This is a genomic window from Clostridium sp. HCS.1, assembly GCF_047900555.1.
GTDB lineage: Bacteria > Bacillota > Clostridia > Clostridiales > Clostridiaceae > Clostridium.
The window spans coordinates 3059894-3073526 of sequence record NZ_CP170704.1; the positions used below are offsets into that span (position 1 = coordinate 3059894).

The window sequence follows — 13633 nt, forward strand, 5'->3', positions numbered from 1 at the left end:
GGCTACTCTTCATCTCCCTTTGGCATATACTTTTCAAGATATTCATCTCTAATTCTCTTAAGTTCTGTTTTTGGAAGTATCTTTAAAAGTTTCCATCCTAATTCTAAAGTTTCCTCTATACTTCTATTTGTAGTAAAGCCTTGAGAAACATATTGTTCTTCAAAAGCTTCTGCAAATTTAGCATATTGTTTATCAGTATCTGATAATGCTGACTCACCTAAAATAGCTGATAATTCTTTTGCTTGCTTTCCTTGTGCATAAGCAGAGAATAATTGATTCATTGTGTCAGCGTGATCTTCTCTAGTTTTGTTTTTACCAATTCCCTTATCTTTAAGTCTTGAAAGTGATGGTAAAACATCTATTGGAGGTACAACACCCTTCTTATATAATTCTCTTGAAAGAATTATTTGTCCTTCAGTTATATATCCAGTTAAGTCTGGAATTGGATGTGTTTTATCTTCTTCTGGCATTGTTAAAATTGGAATTTGAGTTATAGAACCCTCTTTTCCTCTTAATCTTCCTGCTCTTTCATATAATGTTGAAAGGTCAGTATATAGATATCCTGGATATCCTCTTCTTCCTGGAACTTCTTTTCTTGCAGCTGAAACTTCTCTTAAAGCTTCTGCATAGTTTGTTATATCAGTCATAATAACAAGTACATGCATTCCCTTTTCATAAGCTAAAAATTCTGCTGCAGTAAGAGCCATTCTTGGTGTAGCTATTCTTTCAATAGCTGGGTCTGATGCAAGATTCATAAATAATACTGAATTATCTATTGCTCCTGTCTTATTAAATTCATCCACGAAGAATTGTGATTCTTCGAAAGTAATACCTATTGCAGCAAATACAACTGCAAAGTTAGCATCTGAATTTAAAACTCTCGCTTGTCTTGCTATTTGTGCCGCTAATTGAGCATGAGGAAGTCCTGATGCTGAAAAAACAGGCAATTTTTGTCCTCTTACTAATGTATTAAGACCATCAATAGCTGAAATCCCAGTTTGTATAAATTCTGATGGATAATCTCTTGATACTGGATTAATTGCTTCTCCATTTATATCAAATCTTTTTTCAGGTATTATATTAGGACCATTATCAATAGGGTGTCCCATACCATCAAATATTCTACCTAGCATATCTTCTGAAACACCAAGTTCAAGTGGTTTTCCTAAAAATCTAGCCTTTGTTTCCTTTAAATTAATTCCTGAAGAGCCTTCAAAAAGTTGAACCATTGCTCTAGTTCCATTAATTTCAAGAACCTTACCTCTTCTCATTTCACCAGTTTGAAGCTCTACTTCAACTAATTCATCATATTTAACTCCTTCAACGCCTTCAACAACCATTAAAGGTCCTACAATTTCTGTTACTGTCTTGTATTCTCTAAGCATCTAGAACACCTCCTTCTTCAGTTATTAGTGTATCTATAGCAGATTTTAATTCTACTGCAATTTCATCCATCTTATTTATATTATCTTCATGAATGTATTTACTTCTTGCAATCTTATCTCTAATTTCATCTAATCCTAAGATTTTATTTAAATAAACCCCTGCTTTTAATGCTCTTTCTGCTTCTTTTCTGAAAAGAAGTATTAATTTTAACATCTTATATTGCTTATCTAGTGAAGAATATGTATCAACTTCATGGAATGCATTTTGTTGAAGATAGTCTTCTCTAATTGATTTAGCTACTTCTAATTTAAGTCTATCATTTTCAGACAGTGCATCAATACCAACAAGGCTTACTATTTCTTGAAGGCCTGATTCTTCTTGAAGTAAAGTCATAGCTTCCTGTCTTAAAGTTGACCAATCTGATGAAACTTTTTCATTCATCCATATATCAATAGTGTCTGCATATAATGAATATGAATTTAACCAGTTTATTGATGGGAAATGTCTCTTATATGCTAATTGAGCATCTAGACCCCAGAAAACTTTAACTATTCTAAGAGTTGCTTGAGTAACTGGTTCAGAAAGGTCTCCTCCTGGAGGTGATACAGCTCCAATTGCTGTTACAGCACCCTCTCTACCGTCTTTACCTAAACATACTACTTTACCAGCTCTTTCATAATAATCAGCCAGTCTTGATCCAAGATATGCTGGATAACCTTCATCTCCTGGCATTTCTTCAAGTCTTCCTGACATTTCTCTTAATGCTTCTGCCCATCTTGATGTTGAATCAGCCATTATTGAAACTGAATATCCCATATCTCTAAAGTACTCTGCAATTGTAATACCTGTATATATACTAGCTTCTCTAGCTGCAACTGGCATATTTGAAGTATTACCAATAAGCACTGTTCTCTTCATTAAACTTTCACCAGTTTTTGGATCTTTAAGTTCTGGGAATTCATTAAGAACATCTGTCATTTCATTACCACGTTCTCCACATCCAACATATACAACTATTTCAGTATCTCCCCATTTAGCTACTTGGTGTTGAACTACTGTCTTACCAGCTCCAAATGGACCTGGAACTGATGCAGCCCCACCTTTAGCCACAGGGAAAAATGTGTCTATTACTCTTTGTCCTGTAGTCATAGGAGCATCTGGTTTTAATTTTCTTGCATATGGTCTTCCTTTTCTTGCTGGCCACTTTTGCATTAAAGTAACTTCCTTATCACCCTTTTCAGTTTCTACTATACAAACAGTATCAACTACAGTGAAATCTCCTGATTTAATTTCTTTTATTTTTCCCTTTACTCCATAAGGTATCATTATCTTATGAAGAATAACTGAAGTTTCTTGAACTGTTCCAATAATATCTCCAGTTTCTACTATATCTCCTATTTTAACTGTAGGATTAAATGTCCATACTCTTTCTCTATTTAATGATTTTACAACTACACCTCTTTTTAGAAATGGTGAGTTTGCTGCTTTTTCAAAAGCATCAAGAGGTCTTTGAATCCCATCAAACATTGATTCAATAAGACCTGGTCCTAATTCTATACTTAATGGTTCTCCAGTAGTAAATACTGGGTCTCCTGGCCCTATTCCTGTAGTCTCTTCGTAAACTTGGATAGAAGCCTTATCATTTCTCATTTCTATGATTTCTCCAATAAGACCCTTATCTCCAACCTTTACCATGTCGAATATATTTGCTTCTTCCATCCCTTCAGCAACAACTAAAGGACCTGCAACCTTAATTATCTTTCCGGTCTTCAACGTACTAACCTACCTTCCTATAAAATATTAACGCCAACAGCTTTTTCCACACTATCACTAATTCTCTTAAGTCCAATATTTAATGAACCTTGATTACTTGGAATTAATATTACAGATGGAAGTATTTCTTCGTTATAACGTGCTATAGTTTCTTCTATGTTTTGAGCTACTTGCTCAGTAACAAATATTACTGCATAATTATTTCTCGCACAATTATCTACTGCTCTTCTTGCTTCATCAGCTTCCACTACTGGAAATACATCTATTCCTAAAGCTTTAAATGCTAAAACTGAATCTTTATCGCCAACTACGGCTATCTTCTTATGCATATATATCACGCAACCTTTCTCTTATTACTTCCTCAGCAATATTATTAAGCTTGCCAACCATTATAATTCTTATTACTTTTATTTCTGTTTCTTTGGCATAAATATAAGATAATAATTTTTCTGGTCCAAATGTAACCAACTTAGAATTTTTCATTAATTCCATGATATAGTTATCACTTAATTTCTCTAAAAGACTTGCAGATTCTGTTGCAATATATCCTTCAAATCCTTCTTTAATTAAATCTGAATAAATAGTACTTTGTAATTTTGACATTATGTTTTCTGGTGATTCGTTTAATAGAGAAATTAATTTATTACTATCTATGGCACCACCATTAACTATAACTTCTTGTGCAAAATCTCTTCCCTTATTTTGTTTTTTAATTCTAAGTAAAGTTCTTATATTAGTAGAATCAATCATAGCTTTAACTAAATTATCTATAAACTTATAATTTAAAGATTTATTAAGTTCTACTAATTCTTTATACATATATTTATCTATAATAATATCTATTTTTTGAGGATCCTTAGTTTCTTCAAAGGCCTTCATAGCTTCTTGAATTCCTTTGCCCAAAGTTCCATTTAAGCTTCTTAAATTATCAGAATCTATCTTACGCTTAATTTCAATTAAATCTAAATTTCCTAATTTTATAAGCATTGATGACAAATCTTTGCCTAATAACTTTTCTTTTAAAAGAACCTTAGCATTATGATAATCATATTTTAAGCTCATTATCTTAACAACATCTTTAATAGGGCTTATTTCATAAACTAAATCATATACTCTTTTTAGTTCTGCTGCTAATATTTCTTCATAATCTTCTGGTCTTTTTACATTTGCTGAAACATTTGAGTATTCTGTTTCATTTAATATTCTTAGTACTTCACTAGCTGAACTGGCTTCAATCATTCTCTCAACTTTTGACTTATCAAGAAGTCTAGTTTCTAGAACCCATATTCTTGATACTGCTTGGGTAAATTTCATTACATCCATCTCTTACCCTCCTTAATCAAATAACACACTTGCTACTTCAAACTCCAATTCATCTTTTAATGAACTTACTAAAGCTTCATATGTATTATTTATTTCTATTCCATTTCTTTCAAGAATAAATCCACCTTTAAAATTTCCAACATTAGGACTTAATTTTATATTGCCTTTATCTCCTAATACTTGATTTAAATCATATATAAAAGTAAGATCAACTAATTCCATTCCTTCTTTATTTAAAATTAGATTTTGTTCACCTATTTCTCCTAAAGAAAGTATTGAATTTTTAATAAATCTTAAAAAATCATCTCCAGATATAGAAGATAATACATCTATACTTTTTTCAAACACTTCTTTTATAACTTCTTGCTTTGCGGATAATTTATTATTTCTAACCTTTAGAGAAGCAGAAGATATAATTCTTTCTTTTCTGCTCTTAGCTTCAACCTCAGCCTTATTTATAATTTCTTTTTCTAGTTCCTTGGCTTTAGCTATTTTCTTTGAAAGAATTTTATTCTTTTCTTCTTCAGCAGAAGCTAGAATATTTTCCTTTCTTTCTTCAGCATCCCTAAGGATTTTAGAAGTTAGATTATTTATATTTGCCATCGCCTATTCTCTCCAATCCTAGAATCCTTTATTTACTAACATAAATGAAATAACGAAACCTAATAATGCATATGTTTCAACCATAGCTGCTAATATAATACCTTTAGTGTTGTGGTCTTCATTCTTAGCTAATATTTGAATACCTGCTGCTGCAACTTTACCTTGAGCTATACCAGACCAAAGTCCTGCAAATGCTATTGGAAGTCCTGCTGCTAATAAGTATAATCCTTGTTCAAATGGCATACCTGAAGTCATCTTAGTAAATATTAAGAAACCTATAACGAAACCATATAAACCTTGTGTACCTGGTAGTAATTGAAGAACTAATGCTTTACCAAACTTTTCTGGTTCTTCTGTAATTAATCCTGTAGCTGCTTCACCAACTATACCAACACCTTTTGCTGAACCTATACCTGATAGTCCAACTGCTAATGCAGCTCCAAGTGCTGCAAATATTAATCCTCCATTATTTTCTATAAAAAATTGAATCCATGACATTTCCATTTGTAATTCCTCCTAATTTCTTTTGATCCTTATATACTTTTCTGAACTTTTAAATGCTTTAAATGGCTTTCCACCACCATCATAAAATTTTCCAAAGTATTCAACGTATTGAAGTCTAGCTGTATGAACATAGGCTCCAAGTAAAGATAATCCTAAATTGAATATATGGAATAAAACAAATAACACTGGTCCTATTATTATTGCAGCTACTCCTGGTAAAGTGTGAATTAATAAATTTAATGCACCTGCAATAGAACCACCTGCAAGCCCTAAGGCCATAAGTCTTGTATAAGAAACTAAATCTCCTACATATCCAGTAATACCGTATAATGCATATAGTCCCTGACCTGCTTTAGCTCCAAAGGATTTTTCTTCTCTTCCACCAGCAATAACTATTAATATTGCACCTATAATGGCTGTAATGATAAATAATGTATTTAAGAAACTTGGTAATTTTAATAATTTTACTGCTGCAATTCCTCCTATTGATAATAATGTTATTATCCAAGACCCTGCATCAAGTAATGCTTCCATACCTTTTCCTAGTCTTATTAAACTATAAGCTTTTATAAATAGCCCAAAGAATATTTGAATTACTCCTAAGGCTAGGGATAAAGCAACTATAGTCATTACATCCTTATTAGTATCAATTAATTTGAATGGCATCGCAATTGCATCTCCAAAGAAAGAGCCATAAACTAAGCCAAAGAATATTGTTGGAAAACTTAAGTAGAAGAAAAACTTCATAAAGTCCTTCATACTATCATTTAACTTTAAGAACTTTAGTGCCACAATTGAAGCTATTAAAACTACCAATCCATATCCCACATCAGCAACCATCATGCCAAAGAATATTAAGTAAAATGGTGTAAGAAGTGGAGTAGGATCAATTTCATTATATTTTGGGTAACTATACATTCCAGTTACACTTTCAAAGGCTGAAACTAATTCTCCATTTTTTAATTTTATAGGAACCTTATCTATTTCCTCTTCCTTAACATCTTCTAATTCTATGTAATAATCATCATTTAAAACCTTTGAACATATAGTTTTTAAGTTCTCACTATCTTCCTCTGCTATCCATCCCTGTATAGCGCAAACATTTTTAGTCTTTAAAAAGTTTCTAGATGCTTTTATTCTTTCAACCTTACTTGCAAAATAGTCATAAGCTAATTCCAACTTTTTCAAATCTTCTTCAAGATCAGATATTTCCTCTTGAACAAAAAATCTCCTAGATTGAATTTCTTCTATTCTATGTTTAAAATCCAAAATAAGTTTTAATGGTACATCTGTATATTCTGTTTTAAAAGAACTAAATCCAATACTTCTTAATACTTCAGAAATATTTTCATCATATTCCTTATTAGCTAAAATCAATAAATTAACATCATTAGTACTTCTTGAAATTATTTCAATATAGCAATTTGATAATTCTTCAAGTACTTTTTCTTCATAACCCTTAGCTATTGTTCCTAAATAATAGGATGTATTTCTTAATGACTTAAGTTCGCTGAAAGCAATATCTAAGTTTTCCCATGGTGTTAAATTATCTATTTCAGATTGTAGCTTTGTAACTTCTGAGTCTAACTTTACTAACTCTGATTCTTTCTCTTTAGCTTTATCATAACTGTCTATCCAATTAAAGGAATTAACCTTTTCTTCTAATTCATCTAAAGTTAAAGTTAATTTTTCTTCTCTTAATGCCTTTAACCCTGATTTTTTAGGAACATATTTATTAAAAAACTCAACTCCAAATTTTGCTTTTGATAAGTTTTCTTCATATTTAGAACACTCTACTTCATCATTATCCTTAGATAAACTTTTCAAATCTTCATACTTTTCAAGAAAATCTTCATCTTGTAAATTAATAAATTCAACATTAGATAAGCCTTGAATTTCCTTTAAAAACTTTGGCTTTTTAGATTCAAAGGTAAGTAAAGTGAACTTCTTCATCTTAACTATTGCCATGAATCTTCACTATCCTCTCAACGATTAAATTAATAGCATTATTTTTCTTGTCCATAGAAATATTTTTTATTTCTTGTACTTCTGTTTCACCTTTATCTAATATAGGCTTAGCTTCAGAATTCCCATCATCTTCTGCCTTTTTAATTATTTCTTTTTTCCTCAAATTAGCAGAATTTATAATTTTCTCGTACTCTTCATCAGCTAATAGGCTTGCTTCTTTAATTATTTCCTTTGATCTTAATGTAGCTTCTTTTATTATCTTTTCAGCCTGATCTTCGGACTTTTTAATATCATTTATTGCTTCTAATGCCAAAATCTCACCACCTTTATTATATTAAATGACAATAATAATATAGTAATTAATACTTTAAGTAGTATTAATTACTTTTTCTATATTATACACTATTCATTAATTTTTTCAATATTTTTATTCTTTTTTTGCATAAATTATGAATTTCATTTGTTTTTAATATCATTTTTTTCTTGGATTAACTTAACAAATTAATACTTAATAAAATTAAATTATTTCACTATTGACGTGTATTATATCACCTTCATATCCGAATAAAAAATAATCCTTTTCTTTAATTATTATCGATGATTCTATAAATATATTAATATTTATATTAAAACTCTCTATATAATAGTTTTTAAAGGAATATTTTTCTCTTAATTTTTCTTTCATTTCTTCCTCTTCACTTTTATCAATACTCTTCCCAATAAAATCAGGTATCCCTCTTTTTTTGTTAAAGCTTAAATAATCATATCTTAATATTTCATTTAATATAGAATTATCTTCTTTTAATATTTCCATATTAAAATCTAAAAATACTCGATAGTACTCACTATTTCCTATATTTCTATTAAAGTATCCCTTCTCCTCAAAATAAGATCCTAATTCATAGTAAAAATCAAAAGGTGTATCAAACTTATTAACAAAATATTTTATTATGTTATTAAATTTCTGAGAATTATAGTATTTATCTACCATTTCCTCAACTTTTTTCAGTTTAAGAAGCTCTTCATAACTTATAGAATTAGTTTTTAATATTTCATATGGTGGATATGGAGAATACTTCATTCCATACTCCTCTGCTTCCTCTCTCATTGATGACCCTCTAAGAAGCTTTAAGAATCCTAATTGTATTTCTTCTGGTGATATACTATATACATCATTAAAGGATTTTTTAAAGGAATTATAATCTTCTCCTGGTAATCCAGCAATTAAATCAAGGTGTTGCTTAATATTTCGTATTTTAAGAAGCTCATCAACCTTTTCCTTTATATCACTGAAATTAACGAATCTATTTATTTTATTTAAAACTTCATCATTTGTAGTTTGAACTCCAACTTCAAATTGAAATCTATCTTTAGGCGCTTTTCTTAATAATTCAAGTTCAGCCTCCTTTAAAATATCAGCTGATATTTCAAAATGGAATTGAGTTTTAGTTTCTTGATTAATTAAAAACTCCCATATAGCCATAGTAAATTTATGATTGCAATTAAAAGTTCTATCTACGAACTTAACTAATCTTACTTCTTTATCTATAAAGTACTGCAATTCTTTTTTTACCCTATCTACATCTAAGAATCTAACACCATGTACAGTAGATGATAAACAATATTTGCAATTAAATGGACAACCTCTACTTCCTTCATAATATACTATTTTGTTATCTAAATCCTCATCTTCTTCATAAGGAAAAACTAGTTCATTCATATTCATTAATGGTCTTTTTCCATTAGAATGAATTTCTCCATTAACTTTATAATAAAGACCTCTAATAGATTTTATGTCTCTACTACCAAGCTTATATTCAACAAACTCCCTATATGTCTTTTCTCCTTCTCCTTCAATAATATATTCCCCATTTAGTTCTTTAAGTATGTTTTGACTATCATAAGATACCTCTGGTCCTCCATAAACAATCTCAATACTTTCATCTACTAATTTTATTAAATTTGAAATTCTCTTTATCATTTCTATATTCCATATGTAAGTAGAAAAAGCCACTACATTCGGCCTTTCCTTAATGATTTCTTCTAATATTTTTTCTTCCCTATCATTTATAGAAAACTCTCTAATTTTACATTCATAATCCATGTCCTTTGTATAAGCTTTTAAATATCTAACAGCTAAATTACTATGCACAAATTTAGAATTTAAAGCTGTAAGCAAAATTTTCATAAGTATATCTCCCTTCGAACTTAAACTATATTTTCTTACCCCTTATAAAATGAATATCCTCCCACAATTTAGTTTCCTCTATTATATAATATTTTTCAATAAGTTTCTCATTTTCTTCAATGTTAGATTTTATTATAGGATTTAAATTTTTAAATTCAAATTCTTTATATTTTCCAGAGGGTAATAATGCTATTATCTTATTATTTATCATATCTCTTACTTCCTTATTAATATCCCATATAAGTAATTCTCCCCCAGATTTAATATATTTACTTACTTCTTCTATTAATTTTAATCTATTTGAATTATTCCAAATATTACTCAAGCAAAAAAACATAGTGCAAGTATCATATTCTTCTTCCTTTAAAATATGATAGTTATCTCCATTAATATAATCCACTGATATTTCATTCATTATATCCTTTGATATATTGTAAATAACTCCAAAGCTTTCTCCTACATCCAATATATTTCCCTTTAGTACTACATCCGATAAATTTAATACTATTGTTTTTCCCATCTCACCATACCTCCATATTACATAAGTTACATTATATTTATATTAGTACTTCTATAAATTTATTATTATTTTTTATTAATATTTAAAAATCTTTCATTATTCATATTTTTATTTTCTAAAGAATACATATAAGTGTATTGATTGGGGGTGAAAATTTTGAAAGAAGATAGCTTTCTAAAGAATTCTATTCTGCTGACAGCATCAAATATAACCACAGGTGTATTGGGATTTATTTTCTCAATTTACTTATCAAATCTTATAGGCCCTGTGGGTGTTGGACTTTATGGTTTAGTTATGCCTATTTATAATCTCTTCATTTGTCTTATGACTGCTGGTATAATAGCTGCTATATCTAAAGTTTCTGCTATATATAAGTCAAAGGGGCAATATAATAATATAACTAAAACAATAAGATCAGTTGCAAGTTTTAATGTGATTTGGGCTGTTTTTATAGGAGTAATGGTGTTTTTTTTAGCTCCTTACATAAGTAAATATGGAATTCATGATATGAGAACTATAAATGCAATTAGAATAACTTGTCCTGCCATGGTATTTATAGCTTTATCAAATATTCTAAAAGGATACTTTTATGGAGTTTCAAAAATAGTTGTTCCTTCCTTTATAGATATTTTAGAAAAGGCTATGCGTATTATAACTATAACTTTGTTAATTTTTATATTTAAAGCTAATTCAATTACATCTCTTGTAACTTTAGCTTATCTTTCCCTTGCTATAGGTGAATTACAAAGCTTAATTCTACTTTTTATTTATTATAAAAATCTTACTAAACAAGTTCCTAAATCATCTAACAAGCCTGAAAGAGCTTCTCAGCTATTATTTAATGTTTTGGTTATTGCATTGCCTCTATGTTTAAATGGATTTTTAGGAAATTTATTTGGAACCGCTTCTACTCTTTTAGTTCCAAGAAGATTAGCAGCTGCTGGATTTGATACCTCAACAGCACTAGGTATGATAGGTAAGTTTAATGGAATGGCATTAACTATTGTAACTTTCCCAATGATAGTTATTATGTCTATAAATTCATTAATAGTTCCAGATCTTTCTGAAACCATAAGTAGAAGAGATTACTATAATGCATCTTTAAGAATAAAAAAAGTTATGAAAATAGCTTTTTTATTAGGATTAGCTACTACAGTAGTATGTAACTTAATTCCTAATTCTCTAGGTGAAATGTTCTTTAAAAGAGATGACTTAGGTAACTATATTAAAATTGCTTCCTTAAGTGCTCCTATATTCTTTACTGCCAGTACAATGTTTGGAATATTAAATGGCTTAAATAAACAAGGAATAATTCTTCGAAACTCATTAATAGTATCTACAATAGAGATTATCTGTTTATTCATATTCATAGGTATTCCAGGGGTTAATATAATGGGATATGGTATAACCTTATTTATAACTTCTAGCATAAGTTTATTTATAAACCTTAGAGAAGTCCAAAAACATATATATTTAAATTTATCTACTAGCAATATAATAATTTTCACATTGCTCTCCATATTATTATTTATAATATTAAAAGGACTTACTTCAAACATATTAAATAATTTTATTATACTAAAAAATATTCTTCTTATTTTTATAACATTTTCAACCTTTGTAGCTTTAAGTTTCTTTGGAATAGAAGAAGAGTAGGGATAATGCGTAATGTGCAATGCATAATTGTGGTGAAAACTCCTTCGGAGTTTGGGAAAATGAAAGAATGAAGTTTATCTTTTGCTTACGCAAAATTGAAATGAAGGAATTAAAAAATGAAATTCTGAAAGAATTATGGATTAAATTCTTTCAGAATTAATAATTTTTATAACTCAGCTTGCCTGAGTTATTTCCTTAATTATGCATTATCAATTATGCATTATGCATTGATTTGCTTGGTGTATATTCACTAGACTTTTATTTATACTTAATTAAATGACTATTATTCAATGTACTTCTTTGGTAATTAAATAAATATTATTATCATTATTTATTTTTTTGCATAATATATTAGATAATCATCTAATAACTATTTATATATATCTAACTAATTGGTATGCTTTTACATATTAGTTATTTAAAATAAAAAGGGGGATTTCAATGAGTATGGTAAAATTAGAAAAGGATAAAATTAAGTATACGGATTTGTTTTGTGAAAAAAATTATCTTTTAGACACTTTTTCTAGTATCATTTCAAGATTTGGGGATGGAATTGATACTATAGCTTTTTCATTACTTGTTTACAAAATTACAGGATCTACGCTTTTAGTTGCTACTATTTTTGCTGTTAATGGAATACCAAATATACTATTTGGTATGATATCTGGTGTTGCTTGTAAATATGTTCCCGATAAAAAAATTATGGCAATTTGTGATTTTGGACGGGCATTTTGTGTATTTTTAATTGCTGTGTTATTTATTACAAGTAATCTTGCTGTATGGCATTTGTATGTAATAACATTTTTAAACTCATCTTTTGAATCTTTTAGACAACCCGCATCTATGTCTATATTCCCTAAAACAATTCCTATAGAAAAACTAGAACATGGTATGGCATTCTGTTCTTCTGGATGTAAAGTTGCTGAATTAATAGGTCTTGCAATATCACCATTAATAATATCTTTGAGTGGATTAGGTGGTGCAATATTAATTGATGCATTAACCTTTTTAGTATGTGGATTTTTAGTACTCTCCTTAAAAATAAAAAGTACAATATCTGATAACAAAATTACAGTAAAAGGATCTTTTAGTGACTTAAAAGAAGGCTTTTTATTTATTAAGAAAGATAAATTAATAATTGTACTAATTTTATTTGCAACTATTATAAATGCTTTACTTATTCCAATTAATTCACTACAGGCTCCATATGTTGAAGAAGTTCTTAGAACAGATAGTACAGCCCTATCAGTAATAAGTATAGGTATGTTATCTGGAATGATCTTATCTGGGATTCTTGGACCTAGAATAAAAGAAATCTTAGGTGGAAGAAAGATGTTTATACTTGGAGGTGTTATAATAGGTATAACATATTCATTATTATCTTTCCTTGGAAATATAGAAAACAAACTTATTATGTATATAATATTAGCTCTTAATTTATTCTTACTTGGTGTAGGTGTATTAATTTTAACCTTTGTATTACAGGTAGTTATGATGAAAAAAGTAAGCCAAGAATATTTATCAAGAGTAGCTGCAATTTTTAATGCAGGTGCACTATGTGCAGTACCTATAGCCGCTTGTATAGTAGGTATTATATCTCAATTTGTAAATATCAAACTACTATTCTTATGCTTTGGTATTCTAATATCATTATTATTTTTAATAATGTCATTAAATAAAACAATTAAAGCATTTGATGAATACTAGAACTT

The 13633-nt window shown here is 28.9% G+C and carries 12 protein-coding genes; 2 read left to right on the plus strand and 10 right to left on the minus strand.

From position 1 onward, the window contains the following. Positions 1-2 precede the first annotated feature (2 nt). From ACFYH6_RS14610 to ACFYH6_RS14655, 10 genes are all read right to left on the minus strand, one after another. On the minus strand, positions 3-1385 hold the full coding sequence (locus tag ACFYH6_RS14610; protein WP_316344169.1) for a V-type ATP synthase subunit B: 1383 nt from the start codon (positions 1383-1385) through the stop codon (positions 3-5). After that, positions 1378-3159 (minus strand): V-type ATP synthase subunit A, encoded by a 1782-nt coding sequence (locus ACFYH6_RS14615; protein WP_416178232.1) that lies wholly within the window; start codon positions 3157-3159, stop codon positions 1378-1380. Before ACFYH6_RS14615 ends, ACFYH6_RS14610 begins: the two co-directional genes overlap by 8 nt. Before the next feature lie 17 nt (positions 3160-3176). Continuing rightward, entirely contained in the window at positions 3177-3488 is a 312-nt protein-coding gene (locus tag ACFYH6_RS14620; RefSeq protein ID WP_316344167.1) for a V-type ATP synthase subunit F, read from the minus strand. Continuing rightward, positions 3481-4482: a V-type ATP synthase subunit C gene (locus ACFYH6_RS14625; RefSeq protein ID WP_416178231.1), complete on the minus strand. Its 1002-nt coding sequence runs from the start codon at positions 4480-4482 to the stop codon at positions 3481-3483. The genes ACFYH6_RS14620 and ACFYH6_RS14625 overlap by 8 nt, the downstream gene beginning before the upstream one ends. 12 nt (positions 4483-4494) lie before the next feature. After that, on the minus strand, positions 4495-5085 hold the full coding sequence (locus tag ACFYH6_RS14630) for a V-type ATP synthase subunit E (RefSeq protein ID WP_316344165.1): 591 nt from the start codon (positions 5083-5085) through the stop codon (positions 4495-4497). Positions 5086-5103: 18 nt separating this feature from the next. Continuing rightward, complete coding sequence (locus tag ACFYH6_RS14635) at positions 5104-5589, minus strand: V-type ATP synthase subunit K (RefSeq protein WP_416178230.1); 486 nt, start codon at positions 5587-5589, stop codon at positions 5104-5106. Between the two features lie 12 nt (positions 5590-5601). After that, the gene (locus tag ACFYH6_RS14640; RefSeq protein ID WP_416178229.1) at positions 5602-7557 is read right to left on the minus strand and encodes a V-type ATP synthase subunit I; all 1956 of its coding nucleotides are present in this window, start codon (positions 7555-7557) and stop codon (positions 5602-5604) included. Continuing rightward, a complete protein-coding gene (locus tag ACFYH6_RS14645; protein WP_316344162.1) occupies positions 7544-7870 on the minus strand; it encodes an ATPase in 327 nt (108 codons plus the stop codon). Before ACFYH6_RS14645 ends, ACFYH6_RS14640 begins: the two co-directional genes overlap by 14 nt. 204 nt (positions 7871-8074) lie before the next feature. Beyond that, positions 8075-9745: a B12-binding domain-containing radical SAM protein gene (locus ACFYH6_RS14650; RefSeq protein WP_316344161.1), complete on the minus strand. Its 1671-nt coding sequence runs from the start codon at positions 9743-9745 to the stop codon at positions 8075-8077. 25 nt (positions 9746-9770) lie between these two features. Continuing rightward, positions 9771-10265 carry a hypothetical protein gene (locus ACFYH6_RS14655; RefSeq protein WP_416178228.1) on the minus strand — a complete coding sequence of 165 codons (495 nt, stop codon included), beginning with the start codon at positions 10263-10265 and terminating at the stop codon, positions 9771-9773. A 156-nt stretch (positions 10266-10421) separates the two neighbouring features. Between ACFYH6_RS14655 and spoVB the strand changes: the two genes are divergently transcribed. Both spoVB and ACFYH6_RS14665 read left to right on the plus strand, forming a co-directional pair. Continuing rightward, positions 10422-11921: a stage V sporulation protein B gene (gene spoVB / locus ACFYH6_RS14660; RefSeq protein ID WP_416178227.1), complete on the plus strand. Its 1500-nt coding sequence runs from the start codon at positions 10422-10424 to the stop codon at positions 11919-11921. 441 nt (positions 11922-12362) lie between these two features. Beyond that, positions 12363-13628, plus strand: coding sequence for an MFS transporter (locus ACFYH6_RS14665; RefSeq protein WP_316345352.1), 1266 nt, complete (start codon positions 12363-12365; stop codon positions 13626-13628). Positions 13629-13633: the final 5 nt, after the last annotated feature.